The 19,790-nt window shown below is 60.1% G+C and carries 20 protein-coding genes; 12 read left to right on the top strand and 8 right to left on the bottom strand.

Translation table 11 applies throughout. The annotated features are described in order from the left end of the window. The first annotated feature begins 80 nt into the window (after positions 1-80). Both BDB13_RS20920 and BDB13_RS20925 read left to right on the top strand, forming a co-directional pair. On the top strand, positions 81-590 hold the full coding sequence (locus BDB13_RS20920) for a MarR family winged helix-turn-helix transcriptional regulator (protein ID WP_094273519.1): 510 nt from the start codon (positions 81-83) through the stop codon (positions 588-590). Positions 591-728: 138 nt separating this feature from the next. Next, the gene (locus tag BDB13_RS20925) at positions 729-2,195 is read left to right on the top strand and encodes an FAD-dependent oxidoreductase (protein ID WP_094273520.1); all 1,467 of its coding nucleotides are present in this window, start codon (positions 729-731) and stop codon (positions 2,193-2,195) included. Here the strand turns inward: BDB13_RS20925 and BDB13_RS20930 are convergent. After that, a complete protein-coding gene (locus BDB13_RS20930; RefSeq protein ID WP_094273521.1) occupies positions 2,185-2,997 on the bottom strand; it encodes a helix-turn-helix domain-containing GNAT family N-acetyltransferase in 813 nt (270 codons plus the stop codon). The genes BDB13_RS20925 and BDB13_RS20930 overlap by 11 nt on opposite strands. Positions 2,998-3,176: 179 nt before the next feature. Between BDB13_RS20930 and BDB13_RS20935 the strand changes: the two genes are divergently transcribed. The 6 genes from BDB13_RS20935 to BDB13_RS20960 all read left to right on the top strand — a co-directional run bounded on the left by BDB13_RS20935 (position 3,177) and on the right by BDB13_RS20960 (position 9,672). Further along, positions 3,177-3,578, top strand: coding sequence for an ArsR/SmtB family transcription factor (locus BDB13_RS20935; protein WP_094273522.1), 402 nt, complete (start codon positions 3,177-3,179; stop codon positions 3,576-3,578). Further along, the gene (arsB, locus tag BDB13_RS20940; RefSeq protein ID WP_094273523.1) at positions 3,575-4,663 is read left to right on the top strand and encodes an ACR3 family arsenite efflux transporter; all 1,089 of its coding nucleotides are present in this window, start codon (positions 3,575-3,577) and stop codon (positions 4,661-4,663) included. The genes BDB13_RS20935 and arsB overlap by 4 nt, the downstream gene beginning before the upstream one ends. Next, a complete protein-coding gene (locus BDB13_RS20945) occupies positions 4,660-5,088 on the top strand; it encodes an arsenate reductase ArsC (RefSeq protein WP_094273524.1) in 429 nt (142 codons plus the stop codon). The genes arsB and BDB13_RS20945 overlap by 4 nt, the downstream gene beginning before the upstream one ends. Before the next feature lie 107 nt (positions 5,089-5,195). Beyond that, positions 5,196-6,020 carry an FAD binding domain-containing protein gene (locus BDB13_RS20950; RefSeq protein ID WP_094273525.1) on the top strand — a complete coding sequence of 275 codons (825 nt, stop codon included), beginning with the start codon at positions 5,196-5,198 and terminating at the stop codon, positions 6,018-6,020. Beyond that, a complete protein-coding gene (locus BDB13_RS20955) occupies positions 6,017-8,710 on the top strand; it encodes a molybdopterin-dependent oxidoreductase (RefSeq protein ID WP_094273526.1) in 2,694 nt (897 codons plus the stop codon). Before BDB13_RS20950 ends, BDB13_RS20955 begins: the two co-directional genes overlap by 4 nt. Beyond that, a complete protein-coding gene (locus BDB13_RS20960; RefSeq protein ID WP_094273527.1) occupies positions 8,707-9,672 on the top strand; it encodes an antibiotic biosynthesis monooxygenase in 966 nt (321 codons plus the stop codon). Before BDB13_RS20955 ends, BDB13_RS20960 begins: the two co-directional genes overlap by 4 nt. Before the next feature lie 74 nt (positions 9,673-9,746). On the opposite strand, the gene BDB13_RS20965 is transcribed toward BDB13_RS20960, so the two are convergent. Continuing rightward, positions 9,747-10,985, bottom strand: a complete 1,239-nt coding sequence (locus BDB13_RS20965) for an HNH endonuclease signature motif containing protein (protein WP_094273528.1) — start codon at positions 10,983-10,985, stop codon at positions 9,747-9,749. A gap of 367 nt (positions 10,986-11,352) precedes the next feature. On the opposite strand from BDB13_RS20965, the gene BDB13_RS20970 reads away from it, so the two are divergent. Beyond that, a complete protein-coding gene (locus BDB13_RS20970; RefSeq protein WP_094273529.1) occupies positions 11,353-12,192 on the top strand; it encodes an alpha/beta fold hydrolase in 840 nt (279 codons plus the stop codon). Here the strand turns inward: BDB13_RS20970 and BDB13_RS20975 are convergent. Further along, complete coding sequence (locus tag BDB13_RS20975) at positions 12,189-15,332, bottom strand: multicopper oxidase family protein (protein WP_094273530.1); 3,144 nt, start codon at positions 15,330-15,332, stop codon at positions 12,189-12,191. The genes BDB13_RS20970 and BDB13_RS20975 overlap by 4 nt on opposite strands. 153 nt (positions 15,333-15,485) lie before the next feature. Between BDB13_RS20975 and BDB13_RS20980 the strand changes: the two genes are divergently transcribed. Both BDB13_RS20980 and BDB13_RS20985 read left to right on the top strand, forming a co-directional pair. Next, entirely contained in the window at positions 15,486-15,767 is a 282-nt protein-coding gene (locus BDB13_RS20980; protein ID WP_094273531.1) for an ArsR/SmtB family transcription factor, read from the top strand. Then, on the top strand, positions 15,764-16,171 hold the full coding sequence (locus BDB13_RS20985; protein ID WP_094273532.1) for a VOC family protein: 408 nt from the start codon (positions 15,764-15,766) through the stop codon (positions 16,169-16,171). Before BDB13_RS20980 ends, BDB13_RS20985 begins: the two co-directional genes overlap by 4 nt. Here the strand turns inward: BDB13_RS20985 and BDB13_RS20990 are convergent, their stop codons facing one another. Together BDB13_RS20990 and BDB13_RS20995 are read right to left on the bottom strand one after the other, a co-directional pair. Next, the gene (locus tag BDB13_RS20990; protein WP_094273533.1) at positions 16,172-17,191 is read right to left on the bottom strand and encodes a cation diffusion facilitator family transporter; all 1,020 of its coding nucleotides are present in this window, start codon (positions 17,189-17,191) and stop codon (positions 16,172-16,174) included. Then, positions 17,188-17,601: an ArsR/SmtB family transcription factor gene (locus BDB13_RS20995; RefSeq protein WP_094275075.1), complete on the bottom strand. Its 414-nt coding sequence runs from the start codon at positions 17,599-17,601 to the stop codon at positions 17,188-17,190. The genes BDB13_RS20990 and BDB13_RS20995 overlap by 4 nt, the downstream gene beginning before the upstream one ends. 128 nt (positions 17,602-17,729) lie before the next feature. Here BDB13_RS20995 and BDB13_RS21000 point away from each other — a divergent pair, with 128 nt between their 5' ends. After that, entirely contained in the window at positions 17,730-18,155 is a 426-nt protein-coding gene (locus BDB13_RS21000; RefSeq protein WP_094273534.1) for a nitroreductase/quinone reductase family protein, read from the top strand. 77 nt (positions 18,156-18,232) lie between these two features. Here BDB13_RS21000 and BDB13_RS21005 read toward each other — a convergent pair whose 3' ends face one another. The 3 genes from BDB13_RS21005 to hisI form a co-directional block, all read right to left on the bottom strand. Further along, positions 18,233-18,619, bottom strand: coding sequence for a DUF2784 domain-containing protein (locus tag BDB13_RS21005; protein ID WP_094273535.1), 387 nt, complete (start codon positions 18,617-18,619; stop codon positions 18,233-18,235). Between the two features lie 74 nt (positions 18,620-18,693). Beyond that, complete coding sequence (locus BDB13_RS21010) at positions 18,694-19,320, bottom strand: SRPBCC family protein (RefSeq protein WP_094273536.1); 627 nt, start codon at positions 19,318-19,320, stop codon at positions 18,694-18,696. Between the two features lie 72 nt (positions 19,321-19,392). After that, positions 19,393-19,737 (bottom strand): phosphoribosyl-AMP cyclohydrolase, encoded by a 345-nt coding sequence (gene hisI / locus BDB13_RS21015; RefSeq protein ID WP_094273537.1) that lies wholly within the window; start codon positions 19,735-19,737, stop codon positions 19,393-19,395. Between the last annotated feature and the right edge of the window lie 53 nt (positions 19,738-19,790).

A 19,790-nucleotide genomic window follows, 5' to 3' on the forward strand; every position in this document is an offset into this window, starting at 1 on the left:
TTCCCTGACTGAACCGTCTCGCCACACATCTGAGACTCTGTACCTGCACCATGCATGCGGTACCAGAAGGAGATCCACCGATGAGCGAACAGCACACGCAGGCCGAGCCACCGGCCCCGACCACCTGGCTCACCGCCGAGCAGCAGGAAGCGTGGCTCTCCCTCATCTCACTCGTCACGCGGCTACCGGCGGCGCTCGACACCCAACTCCAACGGGATTCTGCACTAACACATTTCGAATACTTCGTGCTCTCGGCGCTCTCGGATGCACCCGACCGAAAGCTGCAACTGTCCGCACTTGCGCAGCGGGCCAACGCATCACTGTCACGGCTCTCACATGTCGTCACCAAGTTGGAGAAAGTCGGCTGGGTCAGGCGTGAGGTAATCCCCGGCAGCCGAGGATCCAACGCGGTTCTGACCGACGAAGGAATGGCCACAGTCGCCGAAGCCGCACCGGGACACGTCAACCTGGTCCAGGCTCTCATCTTCGAAGGCCTCGACAACAATCAGGTCGCGCAACTCTCGGAACTGAGCACTGCAATGCTCACCCAACTCGACAAGGGCATCGAAGCGGGCCTCGGAAAGGCCTGAGTTGGTTCTGACTGGATGTACCGCTGCGCGCATGGTTGCGGGCACTCACGCAATATTTCGCCGAAAACGGATACCGGCCTGACCCTGCGCCGAGATACTTCGACTACCGAACTATCTCCGAGCGAAGGACCGACATCCATGACCGAGGCCAACTCCATCCGTCCGATATCCGCGCAGTCCATCGAGACGTGGCATTACGAAGCCGACGTCGTTGTTGCGGGCTACGGCATCGCCGGTGTCTCCGCAGCCATCGAAGCGGCACGCGTCGGCGCCGACGTGCTGGTACTCGAACGCACCAGCGGATGGGGCGGTGCGGCCGCACTGGCAGGCGGGTTCATCTACCTCGGCGGCGGAACACCGCTACAGAAGGCCCTCGGTTTCGAGGACACCCCGGAAAATATGAAGACGTTCATGATGGCTGCCCTCGGCCCCGGCGCCGACGAGGACAAGATCACCGACTACTGCGACGGCAGCGTCGAGCATTACAACTGGCTGGTCGACAACGGTGTTCCGTTCAAGGAGAGCTTTTACGGCCAGCCCGGCTGGGAAACGCCTTTCGACGACGGACTCATGTATTCCGGCGGCGAGAACTCAGCACCCTTCAACACCATCGCCACACCGGCTCCCCGTGGACATGTTCCGCAGATGAGCGGCAAGCGCACCGGCGAAAAGGGCGGCGGCTACATGCTGATGAAGCCGCTGGTCGAGACCGCGGAGGAGCTGGGTGTGCGCGCCGAGCTCGACATGCGGGTTCAGCGCCTGGTAGTCGACGGTGATCGAGTAGTGGGGATCATCGCCAAGCAGTACGGCAAGGAAGTGGCTGTGCGTGCCCGGACCGGTGTTGTGCTGGCGACCGGCAGCTTCGCGTACAACGAGTCGATGATCGCGTCGTACGCTCCGCGCCTGATCGGCCGGCCCGGCGCTGCTATCGAGGAGCATGACGGTACCGCGATACGAATGGCCCAAGCTCTGGGCGCGGACCTGGCGCATATGGATGCCACTGAAGTTGCGTTCTTCGGTGATCCGCAGCTGATGGTGCGAGGTATCCTCGTCAACGCTCGCGGTCAGCGGTACGTCAACGAAGACACATACCCCGGACGTATCGGACAGGAAACGTTGCTGCGCAACGATAATCAGGCCTATCTGATCATCGACGAAGCTGCGTACGACGAAGGTGCCGCTGCGGACAGTTCCACCCCGTTCTTCCGGTTCCGGCCCAAGTGGGTCGCCGAAACCGTCGAAGAACTCGAATCCGAGATGGGCTTGCCTGCAGGTACATTGCAGTCGACCGTCGAGGTGTACAACCGCCATGCCGAGCGCGGCGAGGATCCCGTGCTGGGCAAGAAGTCCGAGTGGGTGAAACCCATCGGCTCCCCGATCGCCGCGCTGGACCTACGAAACTTCACTGCCGGATTCACCCTCGGCGGTTTGCGAACGTCCGTCAACTCCGAGGTTCTGCATGTCTCCGGTGAACCGATCCCCGGCCTGTTTGCTGCCGGCCGCTGCACTGCCGGTGTGTGTGCCGGTGGGTACGCGTCGGGAACATCGCTGGGCGACGGCAGTTTCTACGGCCGCCGCGCCGGGGTCAGTGCTGCTAAAGGCTAGCGGTCCCACTTCGACGCTCCAAAAACACCGTGTCGCGCCACTGCCCCTCCAGTTGCGCGATACGGGAACGCGTCCCGACAATCCGGAATCCGACAGCCTGATGCAAAGCCACACTTGCTCGGTTCTCGGGAAAAATCGACGACTGCACAGTCCAGATCTCGCCGGCGTCGGCAGCCTGAACTTGCTGGCGCAGAAGCAATTTGCCCACCCCGCGACCTCGCGCCGCACTACCGACGTAGATGGAGTTCTCGGCAACACCGCGGTAGCAATCGCGTGATGATGTCGGGCTGAGCGTTGCCCATCCCACAACCAGTCCGTCGATCTCCGCTACCCATCGATGATCGGGCAACCACTGCGCATCCAGCTTCTCCATTGGCGGCACCGATGTGGTGAATGTTGCTGTACCGGTATCGATTCCCTCGCGGTAGATCGCTCGCACAGCATCCCAGTCGCCGTCGTTCATCCGTCGGAGCACCACGTCCTCGGGCAGCGATCCCAATGTGTCGCGAATCTGACCCCGCGCAGCGACCACCGTCGCAGCTTCGACAAGGTCCGAATACGCGGATTCGGCGACATTGACCACGGATTTTTTGTCATGAACCGTGATATCGACAAAACCGACATCGACCAATGCTTCGAGATGCGCGCCCACCGACGACGGCTCGATTGCAGCGTCCCGCGCGATCGCATCGATCGAAATGGGACCGGCAGTCACGAGTCGTAACACTTGAAGGCGCGTCGGATCCCCCAGGCATGCAAACCTGCGCGCCAGAAGGTCGGTGTCGAGCGTCTCGGAACTCATAGGGCGACTATAACGGCCCTGACCTGCATGTTGGTCGGCCAGGTTTACAGATTGGGAGCGAAAGTGAGCAAGAACTCAGCTGCCCGGGCTCGATTGTCGGGGTCGAGGCCGACTCGGCTTTTCGCGCTACGGGCGCTGGAACTTTTGCGCACTGCTTCGACATCTGTCAATATCGAAGTATGTCGAATCAAGAGTTGCCGGATGACGGCGCCTGTTGCTCCCCGCTCGTTCGTGAACCCCTGTCCGAAGACTGGGCCGGCGACCTGGCCAAGATGTTCAAGGCACTCGGCGATCCCGTGCGCCTGCGCCTGCTCAGTCTGGTCGCCAGTCACGCCGGCGGCGAAGCCTGCGTCTGCGACATCTCCGACACCTTCGACCTCTCCCAGCCGACAATCTCGCATCACCTCAAAGTGCTGCGCCAAGCCGGCCTCCTCGACTGCGAACGACGCGGAACCTGGGTGTATTACTGGGTGATTCCCGGTGCGCTGCAGCAGTTATCCGCTGTGCTACTCGTCGAAGGTTCCACCGCGACCACTACTGACGCATGCTCCGCGGCCGCAGGCATCGAGGTCACGGCATGAGTAGTGCCTCTGACACCACAAAACCCGCCGTCGTCGGCAAACTCTCCACCGTCGACCGATATCTCGCGGTCTGGATCGGCGTTGCCATGGTTGTGGGCCTGCTGCTGGGACGATGGATCCCCGGCCTGAATAACGCTCTGGAGAAAGTGCAGATCGACGGCATCTCCTTGCCGATCGCCCTCGGACTGCTGATCATGATGTACCCGGTACTCGCGAAGGTGCGATACGACCGCCTCGACACGGTCACCGGAGACAAGAAACTCCTGGCCGGATCACTGGTCCTCAACTGGGTTGTCGGTCCGGCACTCATGTTCGCGCTGGCCTGGCTGTTCTTGCCCGACCTCCCCGAGTATCGAACAGGCCTGATCATCGTCGGCCTCGCCCGCTGCATCGCAATGGTCATCATCTGGAACGACCTAGCCTGCGGGGACCGCGAAGCCGCGGCAGTTCTGGTCGCCATCAATTCGGTATTTCAGGTCATCATGTTCGCGGTTCTGGGATGGTTCTACCTCTCGGTTCTGCCCGGGTGGCTCGGCCTCGAGCAGACCACTATCGACGCGTCCCCGTGGCAGATCGCAAAATCTGTCCTGATCTTCCTCGGCATCCCGTTGCTCGCAGGGTTCCTGTCCCGATTCTTCGGCGAACGCGCCAAAGGCCGCGACTGGTACGACAACAAATTCATCCCCAAGATCAGCCCCTGGGCGCTGTACGGCTTGCTGTTCACGATTGTCGCGCTCTTCTCGATGCAGGGTGAACAGATCACGTCCCAGCCGTGGGACGTCGTCCGTATTGCACTCCCACTACTTGCCTACTTCGCACTGATGTGGGGAGGAGGCTATATCCTCGGCGCCGCTATCGGATTGGGTTACGAGCGCACCACGACCCTCGCATTTACCGCCGCCGGCAACAACTTCGAACTCGCCATCGCAGTCGCCATCGCCACCTACGGCGCAACTTCCGGCCAGGCTCTCGCCGGAGTGGTCGGTCCACTCATCGAAGTACCGGTTCTGGTTGGCCTGGTTTATGTCTCCCTCGCACTTCGTAAACGCTTCTCCCCCACCGCCCGAGAGGTTTCGCTCAGATGACCGACAAGCCCAGCGTATTGTTCGTGTGCGTCCACAACGCCGGCCGATCACAGATGGCGGCAGGTTTCCTCAACCATCTCGCCGGAGATTTCATCGAGATCCGCTCAGCCGGATCCGCACCGGCAGAGACCGTCAATTCCGCCGCAATCTCGGCGATGGCCGAACTCGGTATCGACATCTCCGCTCAACGCCCCAAGATCCTCACCTCAGATGCCGTACAGGCATCTGATGTCGTCATCACGATGGGCTGCGGCGACACCTGCCCGATCTTCCCCGGCAAGAGTTACCGCGACTGGGTCCTCGACGATCCTGCCGGTCAGGGCATCGACGCGGTACGGCCCATCCGAGACGAGATCCAGCAACGCGTGCAGGCACTGATCGCCGAACTGACCTCGCCCGTACCTCCAGAAACAAACCGGCAATAGTACTTTCGATCGACAACCTTCCGATTTGTCCGAAATGCTGGATTTGCGCACCAGGTAATCAGTAATGTCGAAGATCCGCGCGGCAATCCCCCGAGGGGAGCAGGCTCATGGATCTGAACACCATTACCGGCGTCGTGCGGCGACCACCCGATCTCCCCGGAGTGATCTGGCGTCCCGGCGATGCGTGGCTCGCAGGCGGAACATGGCTGTACTCGGTAGAACAGCCCGAATTGGATCGTCTTGTAGATCTCACGACACTCGGCTGGGCGCCCCTCGACCCAAGCGAGGTGGGCCTCACCATCGGCGCGACCTGCACAATCCGTGACCTGTATGCGTATGTCCCGCCACCGCATTGGGGTTCAACACCGCTCTTTGCATTCGCGTGCGAATCATTTCTGTCGTCGTTCAAGATCTGGAACTCCGCGACCGTCGGCGGCAATATCTGCATGTCTCTGCCCGCCGGCCCGATGATCACACTGACAGTCGCCCTCGAAGCGACCTACACGCTCTGGGCCACAGACGGATCCGAGCGGACAGTCGACGCCGTAGATTTCGTGACCGGCGACCACCAGAACGTTCTCGCTCCCGGCGAGATACTCCGCAGCATCGACATCCCGGCACATGCACTCGGCAAACGTCACACCCATCGCAGATTCAGCCTTACTCACCTCGGCCGTTCGACGATCTTCATGATCGCTACGCAGACGCGCGGCACCACGGATCTCCTGCTTACCATCACGGCCGGGACAACCAGTCCTGTGCGGTTGGCATTCGAGACCATGCCCGACGCCACAACTCTTCGATCGCGCATCGACGCCATTCCTGACGAAGTCTGGTTCGACGACCCCAACGGCACCCCCAACCACCGGCGTCACCTTGCGCGGCATTTTGCCGAGGAAATACGCGTCGAACTGAGCGAGGATCAGCCATGACGTACTCGGTGAACGGCAACAGCTTCGAGACAGAGCCCCGTCCCGGACAGTGTTTGAGAACATTTCTCCGAGAGCTCGGACATCACGGCGTCAAGAAGGGTTGCGACGGCGGCGATTGCGGCGCGTGCACCGTCTGGGTCGCCGGCAACCCGGTCCACAGTTGCATCACTCCCGCGTTTCGCGCCGAAGGCCGCGAGGTCACCACTATCGAAGGCCTGGGGACGCCCGAAAATCTGCATCCGATGCAACAGCAGTTCCGCGATGCTCCGGGATTTCAGTGCGGGTTCTGCACTGCCGGCATGATCATGACGTCGGCCGCGTTGACGGACTCCCAGAAAGATGACCTACCACGCGCGCTCAAGGGAAACCTGTGCCGCTGCACGGGATATCGAGCCATCGAAGACGCTGTCAACGGTGTCAGCGGAATCGAAGTGGCACTTCCCGGCGAAGCCGTAGGTACCAGTGTCGGCGCACCGGCCGCCACCGACGTGGTGACCGGCCGCGCCGAATACACGATGGACACAACAATCGACGGAATGTTGCACCTGAAGGTGCTCCACTCGCCGCACGCACACGCACGCATCCTCTCCATCGATACCGCGGAAGCCCTCACCGTGCCCGGAGTGCATCGCGTCTACACGTGGAAAGACGTGCCGCGCAAACGTTTTACCACTGCAATCCACACCGACCACCTGGTTGACCCTGACGACACGTACATTCTCGACAACGTCGTGCGCTTTGTCGGGCAACGCGTGGTGGCAGTCCTGGCCGACACTGTGGCTGCCGCAGAGGAAGCGCGTCGAAAAGTGGTTGTCGAGTACGAGATTCTCCCCGCAGTTTTCGACCCCGAAGAAGCGATGGCCGACGGTGCTCCCGCTTTGCACGGTTCGAACGACCCTTTCGTCCGCGATCCCGAGCACAACATCCTGCTCGAGATCCACGGTCACGTCGGCGACGTGGAGGCCGGATTCGCGGACGCCGACATCATTCACGAGGGCACGTACTTCTCGCCGCGGGTTCAGCATGCCCACTTGGAGACTCACGGTTCGATCGCGTGGATGGAAGAGGATCGACTCCACGTCCGAACCAGTTCTCAATCCCCGTCGATCGCCAAGGTCAAACTCGCGCATCTCTTCGACCTTCGTCCCGATCAGCTGCGAGTGTTCTGCAAGCGGGTTGGCGGCGGATTCGGCGGAAAACAGGAGGTGATCAGTGAAGATCTCGTGGCACTCGCAACCTTGGACACCGGCCGACCCGTCTGTCTCGAGTTCACGCGAGAGGAAGAATTCACGACAGCGTCGCCGCGTCACCCCATGAAACTGACAATCAAGCTGGGCGCCAACAAGGACGGGACACTCACTGCATTTCAGTACCGCAACATCTCCAACACCGGAGCCTACGGAAACCACGGCGGCGAAACATTGTTCGCCGGCGGTGCAGCAGTTTCGCTGTATCGCTGCGCCAACAAGAAGTTCGATGCGTATTCGGTCTATACAAATAGTGTTCCGAGCGGCGCCCTCCGTGGATACGGGATGACACAGCCTGCCTTTGCCGTCGAATCAGCGATGACGGAACTCGCAATCGCGTTGGGTCTGGACCCCCTCGAAGTGCGTCGACGCAACATCGTCCGCCCGGGCGACTCACTGGTCGCGCTCGAAGACGGCCCGGACGACGTCATTTTCACCGAAGACGGACTCGGGCAATGCATCGATCTGGTTGATGCTGCCTTGAGCAGCAACCCAGTCCCGACCCTCGGAGACGACTGGCTCATCGGTACGGGCACCGCAAGCTCGTTGCACGAAACGGCGCCTCCGACAGAACACATCTCGGAGGCCTGGCTCACTCTCGGCGACGATTGTGTGTACGAACTTGCCATCGGCACAGTCGAATTCGGCGAGGGCACCTCCACCGCACATGTCCAGATCGCAGCGAACCAGCTGGGAACCACGCCTTCGCGTGTGCGCATCGTTCAATCCGATACTGATCGAACCGGTTTCGACACAGGCGCTTTCGCCAGCGCCGGACTGTTTGTCGCCGGCAACGCCGTGCTTCGAGCGTCGAGCGCTGTGCGTGACCGCTTGCTCGCCTTCGCTGCATCCCACACCGGCGTCGCCCTTGATCAATGTTCGATGGACGACGACAAAATCCTGTGTGGAGATGTCCGCATCACTCTGGCCGAAGTGGTCGACGCCGGCCGAGCACGGGGAATCAGATTCACCGAAGCCCGCAAAGCATACGGATCACCGCGCAGCGTGGTGTCCAATACTCACGGCTTCCGAATCGCGGTTCACCGAATCACCGGGGAGATCAGGATTCTGTACAGCGTTCAGGCCACCGACGCGGGTGTGATCATCAATCCGGCGCAGGTGCGTGGACAGATCGAAGGCGGAGTTGCCCAGGGCATCGGCTTCGCACTCACCGAGAACTTCCACGTAGACGCCAACGGAACGATGATGAATCCGAATCTGCGCAACTACCGCATCCCCACGTACGCGGATATACCGCGCACCGAGGTCCTCCTTGTCGATTCAGCCGATTCCGTCGGGCCCCTTCGATCAAAAGGCATGGCGGAGTGTTGCATCAATCCAGTAGCGCCAGCGCTGGCAAATGCGCTTGCGAATGCAACGGGAACCCGCTTCCGGTCCTTGCCCCTCACTCCGGAGCGGATCTACACCGGACTGAACCGATGACTACGTCGGCCGGCAACGTGGCGACTGTCATCATCGGTCAGCGAGTGCGTGCGGGGCGGGAGGAGCCGTTCGAGATCTGGCAGAAAGACCTCAACCGCGCCGCCGCCGACTACACCGGGTTTCTCGGGGCAGAAGTCTCGGCTCCGACACCCGCCCAACCGGATTGGGTGGTCGTGTACCGCTTCGATTCCATCGCCCATGTTCAGGCCTGGATCAACAGTGCAACCAGGCAGGACTACCTCGATCAAGGCCGACAGTTCTTCGACGGGCCCGCCACACAACAAGTAGTGAGCGGCGGGATCAAGCCTCCCGACCCCTTGCTGACAGTCGTCGTAACCCACCGAGTCAGTGACAACAACATCGACGAGTTCCTCGCCTGGCAAGACAGACTGCGTGAGACCGAAAGCGCATTCGAAGGCTTTCGTGGGACCGAACTGTTCCGTCCCGTCGAGGGGGTCCAGGACGAGTGGACCACCCTCTACCGCTTCGACACTGCCGCACATCTGGACACCTGGCTGACGTCACCGCAGCGTCAGGAACTCCTGGCCGAGGGCCGCAAGTTCCATGATTTCGAACTACGGACAGTCGACAATTCCTTCGGTAGTTGGTTTGCCTTCGACGAGAACGGCAACGAGGCACCGCCACCGTCGGACACAAAAACCGCGGTAGCAGTGTGGGTCGGTCTGTACCCCACCGTCGTGCTGTTGACCTTGGCACTGTCACCACTGAAAATGCCACTGTGGCTCGGTCTTTTGATCGGCAATCTTCTCTCGAGTTTCATCATGAGCTTTTTCACGATGCCGTACTACGTGAACCGATTGCTGCACAAATGGTTACGGCCGCCAGCGGGAGTTCCTGCTGCCAAGACCAACGCGCAAGGATTGGCGATTGTCGCGGCCGTAACAGTGTTCTGGGTTGTTGTCTTCTATGTAGCAACGACCCAGATTTGGTCACTTCCCTGACCCAGCTACCGAACACGCAGCATAACCACCGGGGCATGTTTCTTCCCCGGTGTGCACGTTACGCATTCGCTTGTTCAAGCTGCTGTCGGTGGACTGTTCCCCGGTATCGGAACCTGATACGGATCCACCGACATCGGTGGATAGAACCGGGTTCTCCGATCGCCCCCGATCTCGACACTCCACTCGGTGTGGTGCAGCAACCGATGATGGTGACCACACAAAAGTATGAGGTTGTCGAAATCCGTTGGACCACTGTCCATCCAATGAAAAATATGGTGGGCGTCGCACCATCCGGGCGGGGTTCCGCAGCCAGGAAACGCGCATCCCCCATCCCTGACCGCCAAGGCTCGCCGCTGCGGGACCGTCGCGGTTCGCTCGTCGATTCCATGATTGAGCGGAACACCGTTCTTATCGAGCAGGATTCGGGTGACCATGCAATCGCAGGCCAGCATGCGGGCACTGTCGAGGCTGATGGGTCCGGCCCAGTTGGTGATCGCGTAACCCAACTCCTCCGCGGATGGGAGGAGATCTTTGAGAACTTGCAGGTCCGTGAGGTCTTTCGCGGTAGCGGTGATCGTCAGGTGCGGTTTGACGCCACCTTCGACGGGGCCGAGGCCGGCCATCTCGAAGCGGCGCAGTAGTTCACAGAAACCGTCAGCCCGTCGAAGTGCCGGAGTACGTAGATCTTTCACACCGTCAATTTCGGGTGTCGGCTTCGAAAGTCCGGACAACAATGCAATCAACCGGGCACCGTTGACGGCGTCGAGGTCACCTTTGACGCTGACCCGTCCGTACAAACCTTTCGAAGCGTAGAACTCGTTGCGCTCGGAATCTTCCCCAATGGGGATGCCGTCGTCGCGGTTGCCGTACTTCTTTTCGATGCGCCGGATGGCTGCCCGGACGGCGTCGCAGTCGGAAACTTTTTTCGAGGCGAGGTCCAGAAGGATTTCGCGGGCCTTCTCGATGTCCGCGATGTGCATGTTCTCGGGTGGGTGCTGGCAGAACTGTGCCACCTGACGGGCCTTGAGAGCGTCAATGTCACCGCCGTGAAAGGATTGTGCGACTACGGGTTCGAGCATGAACAACCGCGCAAGGCTGACCAGTTGACTGCATTCGCCGATCTCGAGATTAGTGGACCGATGCAGCCACTGGGCGATGGCCCGGAAGCCGGTATCGGGGAGGGCGTCACGGGTGAACATCTCGACAACGAGGTGCACCAGGCGTGATTGCATCTCATGGCGGGCGCGGACCAGGTCGAGGACCTCGACTTTGAGACCCTCACCGTCCAGTTGCCACGCTTCCCGATTCCCCATTCGTCAATTCTAATCGAACAGGATTTCGATTCCTAGGGACATTTCGGACAGATTTCAAAAAAGTATTGCTCGAGAGTTGTTGAGATAAAACATTTTTCGGAAGATCAGAGGCGTCTGGCCACTATGCCGGAACCAGCTGGAGATCCCCCTACTGGGCGTCGGTTTGCGGGTGGGTGCCGGCGATACCGTCGATCAGGCGGTCGCACACCGCATATATCTGTCCAGAGCCCCTTCGGTGTCGGCCGCTCGAGACACGAAAAGTGCTGCCTCGTCGAGGGCACCCAACAGGATCACCGTTGACTCTCATACAGCCCGCACGTAACTTTCATACTGAGTGTTCGTAACTGTCGTGAGGACGGTATCCCACATGCTTCAAGTGAAGTTGAAACGAGCGACGATAGAGTATCGAGTGTTGGGTCCAGACGATTCGCCCTATCCCCCGGTGTTGTTCATTCATGGCATCCTCGTCGATCACAGGTTATGGATGGACGTTGCAGAAGGGCTTGCGCGCAAAGATTTCCGCTGCATACTCCCCAAACTTCCGCTTGGCTCCCACACGATTCCAGTCGACGACTCGGTGGATCTCACGCCCGGCACGGTCGCCGAAATGATCCACGACTTCATCGGCGCACTCGGCCTTCGCGACGTCACACTGGTGGGCAACGACACCGGCGGCGCCCTCTGCCAGCTCCTCGTGGACGCGCATCCCGACAGTGTCGGCAGCCTGGTACTGACCAACTGCGACGCGTTCGAGAAGTTCCCGCCGTTCCCGTTCAACGTCGTGTTCGCGACCATGCGTGGGCCGAGGTCGATCGGCCTCTTGTCCAAGTTGCTCAAGGTGGCAGCACTGCGCCATTCGCCGCTGGGTTACGGCTTGCTGGTCCGACGGGACGACGCGTTGACCGCATCGTGGGTCGAGCCGATAAGCACCGATTCACGAATCGCCAAAAACTTGGCGACGCTGTTGCGTGGGGTCGGAGCGATGGATCTCACCGACGTCGCCACCCGATTGCCGCGCTTCACCAAGCCGGTCACGATCGTGTGGGGAATGGCTGACCGTGCCTTTACGCCCGTGCTCGGCCGTCGGCTCGCGGCCCTGTTTCCGGACGCCGCGTTCGTCGAGGTTCCCGGTGCGAGGACATTCGTCGCGCTCGATGACCCTGCCGCCGTCATCGACGCGATCGTGACGGCGGGAGCGCGCACCTAGCGACCCGCGAGCGGCAGCGCGCCTGCGCCAGAAAGATAGGGCGGCAGGGTTCCGACGAGAGTCGCTGTGAGGGTGGTCGCCGACGGATCTGCCCGCCCCACACTGAATTTGCGTACCTCGGACGGCCCACTGACCAGAAGGTCTGCACCCACCGTGGTACTGGTGGTCGCAACACCGACGCCCGAGGATCCCTCGAATGGATCGAAGGACGCAACTTCTCGGAAGGCGACGTCTGTCGAGTGGTGATCTGGGCTCTCCAGATACATCTCGGGCGCACCATCTAGTCGTGACCCACTCGAGAAGACACGCACCGTTCCTTCGCCTCCACGCATCCCGGTCACGATGGACTTCGCTCCGCCCTCGGCACCGGCCACCCATCCCGTCGAGAGAGAAACTCCGTCCCGATAGCTCGGATCGAACGCCAAGAACTGCGACGTCATAGCCGGCCCATCCGCATGACCTGCATGTTCGTCGGCGTTTCCTCTTGCGGCTGCTGCGGCCGTGGGTTGGTACAAGTCGTAGCGGAATGTCTTCACCCACGGTTCGTCGCCCACGCCCGGCGCTGTAACGATGCTGGCCCGACCGGAATGCGCGTCGACCATTCCGGTGGCAATCGTGACGCCGCTGCTCGAACCTGGATACGGCGTAAATGACCCGAATTCCGCCGGAGTCGTCTTCTTGTCAGCGGGCAGATCAGTCGAGTATATCTTCACCTGCGATTCCATTCCCGGACCCGATCCGACAATGATGTTGTCCGCCAACGCATTACCGTCGATGTCGACGCCGCCGACGTTGACACCACCGCGGAAGTCTGCGGCGAAAGGAGCGAAGCGCGCCAACTCATCGGTGAATGGCTCGCCACTAACCGCGTTGTACGCCACCACTTCCGGAGCCACACCCGGTCCGGTTCCGACGACGAGGTCCAACACCATGTCGGCATTCACGTCGGCCATCGCGACGCTGGGTGTCCCCTCGAACGATGGGAACGGCGTCACGGTCGTGACCAACCTGTCGCCGTTGGCGTCAAAGATCTGAACTGTCGCAGGTACGCCCGGAGAACCCGGGACAGCGACCGCATACGTCGAGACTTCCGGAATCACGTTGACCGTCGCCATGAGGCCGTTGTCCTCGTGATTGAGTCGATGGCAATGGATCACAAACGTTCCGGTGTATTCAGTGAACTTGGTACGCAAGGTCACCGACGCGGGCACCAGCGCATTCTCGTTCTCATCGGTGACCGGGGCGGGCACATTGACGTTGTCGATCCCCCACGGCTGAACTCCCGTCGTTGTTCCGGCAACAGGGTCCACTACTTCCATGACTTGAAAGTCGTTGACATGAATGTGCATCGGATGCTCGTCGTTGTTGAGGTTCGTGATCTTCCATTCCTCGACGGAATTCAAACGCGGTTGGATGAGGGGAATATTGGGAAAGGTGTTGTCCGCGAATTCGTAGGTGAAAGCCTTCGGATCGCTGTTGCTGGCCTTGTCGTTGCCGAAGCCGCCCGAGACCGTCAGCGAGCGCGTCACGTCGGGGTTCATCGGTGCGGTATCCACGAACGACGTGTACGCATCTAGCGCCTGTCCGTACTGGAATGGCGTCGTCCTGCCCTCACCCTGATCTGGGGTGGCTCGAATCAACTGCTGGGTCGGGAACGTGAAAAACCCATCGGCATAACTGATCACAGACGGATCGACTGTGACGGTACCGAGTTCTGCCGGCGGATTGTCCGTGCCGTTGTTCGTGTAGAGAATCCCCGGATTGCTCACCGGTTTCGCGCCTTCGAGCGGCGGCATTTCCAGAACGAGATCCCCGGATGCCGGCATCGTGACCGCAATCGCGTATCGGGATGCCGGCGGAATAACGAGCCTGGTCCCGTCACCATCGACTGGCGGCTGGACCTGACTGAAAGGATTACCGTCTTGCCCGACAATCGCGAACTTCGGATGTGTGCCCGTTGCCGTCTCCGTCAATGTGACCGGCATATATGCGAAGTCACTGATATTTGCGAGGACCCAGATTTCAGTCTGCCCGGGCTTCAGCTTCAACGATGGCTGAAACTGCCCGTTGACTGTGTACTGCACATCGCGTTGATTGTCCGGCAACGCCGGGTCAGCTGGAACATTCGTGGAATCGCTGGAAAAGCTCTGCAGATTGCCCGGGACAAACTGATTCTGTCCACGATGATTGGCCGGCGACAGCGGTCCGCTGTACCAATTGGTGAAATACTGTGCGCCGTCAGTTGTCTCGGAGAAATTCACTGGCGCCAGGCTCGGCTGGTAGGTGCCGTCGGCAAGTTCGGTTCCCGTCGGAGGTACCAGCGTCGAAACGAACTGTGGCCAGTTCGCATCGTTGAGTTGTTGTCCCTTTCCCTTTCTGTCGAATACGAAGTTGTACTGCAGTGCCATATCGCGAATCGGTATGTCGTTGGCGGTCACTATCGGCAAATTGCCGTCGGGACGACCGATTTCGAGTAGTCCGGCCAGTCCTAGATACGTCTGCTGGGCGGTGAGGGTGTGGCGATGGCTGTGGTACCAGTACAAGCCGTTGGGCATGGACCCCGGAACCGCGTAGTCGTACACGTTCCCCTGACCCGCCGGAATGTTGAGCAACACGTTGTCGGCATTACCGTCCGGGCTGACATGGACTCCATGCGTATGCAGGTTCAGCGGCGCGGACGCCAGCGCCGGCGGATAGATCGGAACCTTCCCACCCGCCGGAGTGAACGCCGGATCGTAGAAATCTTCGATCGTCAGTCCCTGTAAATCGTTGTCGTAGTGGATGATCAATCGCTCGCCAGGGTTCACTCGGAGCGTCGGCGCCGGGTAGACGTCGCTCGCCGACGTTGTTCCGTCGGAGGCACTGCCGCGCAGAACCTCATAGCCGAAGAGCAGAAAATTCGACACCGGTCCCGACGCTGTATCGAGTGGAACTGCTCCTTGGTGGGCAGACAATCGCACCTCGAGAACACCGTCTTCGCTACTGAGTTTGACGGGTTCCTTGAAGTCGACGGGTGTGGCGTCCGATCCGTAATTCCTGCCTACGCCGGGGGCCGGATCACTGGATGTGCAGGCGGCCAACGCCACCGTCAGCGACACCACTACCACCGCGACAAGCGCCCTACCCCGCAAAGCGATCACTGGTTTCCCCGTTCCGAAGCGGCGTGAGATACGTCAGATCAACGCTCAGTAGCTTACCGAGAAAATGCCCTGAACAGGATATTTCGGATATTCAACTTCCCTTGCGCAACGGTAAGCTTGATATGCAAGTCGCCACTTGCCTATAGTGGGGTCGTGGTCAATGTCTATCGCGCTCTCGACGACGAGACGAGGCGTGTCATCCTCGACGAACTCGCCGCGAGCGACGGCCAGACTCTGTTCGAGATCTGCTCAATGCTCACGATGAGGCACAACCTCAGCCTCACCCGTCAGGCAATCTCTCAGCATCTCGGCGTCCTCGAATCGGCTGGGCTCGTCATGACCGAGCGTCGCGGACGTTCCAAGTTTCACTATTTCAATCCCGAGCCACTCGCCGAAATCACCCGCCGATGGCCCGCCAAGACAGGAACACAATGAAAATCAAACTGACAAGCCTGTTCGTCGACGACCAACGAGCAGCCCTCGCCTTCTATACGGACGTCCTCGGCTTCACGAAGCATCATGACATTCCGCTCGGCGACGACTCCTGGCTCACGGTTAAGTCACCGGAATGGCCCGATGGCCCGGAACTCCTGCTCGAACCCGCCAAGCACCCCGCCGTCAAGCCGTACCGCGATGCGCTTGCCGAAGAAGGCATTCCGCTCGCACAGTTCACAGTCGACGACGTCGAGGCCGAATATGCCCGACTGACAAATTTGGGTGTTGTATTCACTCAGCAACCGACCGATATCGGCACCGCCGTCGTAGCCGTCTTCGACGACACCTGCGGCAACCTCATCCAGCTCATTGCAATGAAGCCGGACGTGAACCCCGATCACTGATCACTCCCGATGGGTAGAACTCGGCGAACCGTGCGCTGGATACGCATGAACGAGCGCGCTCGATAGCTTCGGAACTGCATGTGTCAGTGTGTGTTCCGCACTGTGCGCAATCGCGTGCGCTTCGGCGAGCGTCGAACGAGGATCGACGTCGAGTTCTGCATCGGCATGCAATCGGTGACCGATCCACCGCATTTTCAGTCCGCGAACTCCCAGGACACCAGGCTCATGCTCCAATGCCCGTTGAGCCTCGTCAACCAACGCGGGTTCTACGCCGTCCATCAGGCGTCGGAACACATCGCGCGCCGCCGAACGCAGAACAGCCACGATGGCAACCGTGATAACGAGGCCGATAATCGGATCCGCCAACGGAAACCCGAGGGCAACTCCCCCAGCACCCAGCAGAACAGCCAGTGAAGTGAACCCGTCGGTGCGAGCATGTAATCCGTCGGCAATCAGTGCAGCAGAACCGATCTGCCGCCCGACCCGGATCCGGTACAGCGCCACCAACTCGTTACCGATGAAGCCGATCAATCCGGCTGCCGCAACCCACCCCAGGTGCTCGATCTCCACAGGATTGATCAATCGCCGAACCGCTTCAACGCCCGCGACCAACGCAGAAATCGCGATCATGACAAGCACAAACAGTCCGGCCAAATCCTCGGCACGGCCGAAGCCGTAGGTGTAACGACGCGTCGCCGCTCGCGTTCCCAGCGCAAATGCAATCCACAGCGGTATGGCTGTCAATGCGTCGGAAAAGTTGTGAATAGTGTCCGCCAACAACGCCACCGAACCCGAGATCGTCACGATCGCGACTTGCGCGACCGCCGTGACACTCAGAACGACAAGGCTGATCTTGACGGCTCGAATGCCGATCTCACTCGATTCGAGTGCGTCGTCAACACTGTCAGTCGCGTCGTGACTGTGCGGCGAGAAGACCTCACGAATCGCGGATCGAAAGCCTCTCGACGAGTGTCCATGTGCGTGGCCATGACCGTGCATCGTCCTGGCCTCATGCGTCATGACGCACCAACCTCTCCGGTGGCCTCCGGCGACCTTTCCGGATGGATTTTGCGGAGTTCACCGGCGTTGCGATGATGCCCCGGCAGTCCGGGCCCGGCATGCTCTGCATTGAAGACTGCATCTGTAACCAGTTGGCGCACATGATCATTCTCGAGACGGTAGAATACCGTCGTACCTTCACGGCGAGTGCGAACCAATCGCGCCATACGCAGTTTTGCCAAATGTTGTGACACTGACGGCGCCGGCTTGCCAACGCGCTCGGCAAGGTCGTTGACGGACCGTTCCGTGTCGACCAATGCCCACAGAATTTGGACACGAGTTGCGTCGGCGAGCATCCGAAAGACCTCGACCACCAGATCGACCTGATCTTCGGGGAGCTTTCGACGGCAAACACTACTATCTGCGTTCATACGTAGATAGTAGATGACGAATGCCGACAATTGCGAGCACACAAAGTCGAAACGTATGCCAAGCTAGCGGTACCGAAAGCCAGCCACCAGTATCAAATGGACGCAAACGGCCTGAGCAGGAGACGACGATGAGTACTGACGACTGGAACGCCGACATCATTGCCACTTTCAGAGCTAACGAAGGACAAGTGGGTGGGCCGTTCGAAGGCGCACCCATGGTGTTGGTCCATCACCGGGGCCGCAAGTCCGGGCGCGAGTTCATCAGCCCGATGATGTATATGGCCGACGAACAGGATTCCGACACCATCTACGTTTTTGCATCTAAAGCTGGAGCCCCCACCAACCCCGACTGGTACTACAACCTCGTTGCTGCGGGCCAGGCCGAGATTGAAGTCGGAACTGAAAAGTACCCGGTATCGGTGCGCGAAGTTACCGGCGACAAACGCGAGAAAATCTTCAACCTGCAGGCAAGTCTGTACCCAGGCTTCGCCGAATACGCTGCGAAGACTGCCGGCATCCGCACGATTCCGGTATTAGCTCTTCGCCGCGCTTGACTACCGGTCCAGCCATTGCCAGGCCGGCACCGTTTCCATTCGGAAACGGTGATCGGTCTCGACTATTGAAAGACCGATCACCGAATTGACGACGCTCCCGTATGTGCCCTTGCATGGCGCCCGAGCAACACATACCCCAGCCAGGATCCGACAACGACAGCCGCAGCCACGCCCTGAACAATCGGCTCGATACTCACCGGATAAAAGACTCCGGTGATGTAGTGCGCGATAAATCCGGTGGATGGCAATTCGGAGATGCCGGCCATCCGGCGCGCCCAATTCTCCAGATTTGTGAGTGGGCAGTCGTATCCGATCACCAGCGACCCAGCACCCCAGGCCACCGCCGCGAGGTGAATTGCAATGGTACGACGCCACTTCCAGGCAAGAAATCCGCCGAACACCACGTACAGCACAAACCCGAAGTGAACGAACACCGTCGCCATTTCGATGACTCGATACACCATCGTCGTCTCCGCTCGGGACGCGGAAATCCCGCAACAATCCGGACTATCCCGATGCTAGTCCGCTCAACCATTCCTTACGCGGTGTAGGCGGCAGTAGTTCGAGCGGCCGCGGCGCGCGCTTCTTCGGGATCATCGCCGGAGTTGATGGCAGCTTGGGCCCACAGATCACTGCTGGTAGCCATAAATGCTTTTGCTTGGCTACTCGCCGACCACTCCGGCGTCTCGATGGGAGTGTTAATTCCCAGTTCGACATGACGCGCCAAGCCAAGCAGCCCCAGATCCCAGCCCACCCCGACTGCACCCGGCCCGTATTCGGTCCACCGATCCAGATCAACATCAGCCACATGAGTGAAGTCGAAGAGTGTTCCACCACTTGCAGTTTCGGACAACTCGATGGTCACATAGCTCACATCCCCGCCATACTCCCAGGTGATACCAAGCATGCGAGGGGCTTCACAGACCAGAATTTCGCCACCGGCATTACCGTCGAGCTGATAGCGACCGCCTGGTCGCGCTTCTCCCGAAACAGCCATGAACCACAGCGGGATACGATCCAATTCTGCGATCGCAGACCACACCGTAGCGATCGGTGCCGTCAGCGCTCGCGACATACCGAGCGATCGAGTCTTGCCTACATCACCACCGAGCGCACTCAGCGTTCGAGCAACCAGTGACAGGGAGTCAACTTCGTTGTCGGCCATAACGCTCCCGCAGTGTCGGAAAGTTGTCCGCCCAATCGTTGGACAGTGACCTGCTCACCGTCAAGTGCCGCCCTATTCAGCAGCGAGCAGCACGTCGGTATCGAAACAGCTGTGCGTGCCGGTGTGGCAGGCCGCGCCTTCCTGATCGACGATGAGCAGGATCGAATCCCCGTCGCAGTCCAGACGTACTTCATGGACGTACTGGGTGTGGCCCGACGTTTCACCCTTGACCCAGTACTGCTGACGCGAACGCGAGTAGTACGTTCCCTTGCGTGTTTCCAGAGTCCGTGCGAGCGCTTCGTCGTCCATCCACGCAACCATCAGAACATCTCCGGTGGACTTTTCCTGCGCGACCGCGCTGAACAGTCCGGCATCGTTTCGCTTCAGCTTCGCTGCAATTGCGGGATCAAGACTCATAGGACGTTTATACCTGCCGAACGCACCACATACAGCATTTGCATGGTCGCACG

Origin of the sequence: Rhodococcus sp. OK302, from assembly GCF_002245895.1 — a bacterium.
Lineage (GTDB): Bacteria > Actinomycetota > Actinomycetes > Mycobacteriales > Mycobacteriaceae > Rhodococcus_F.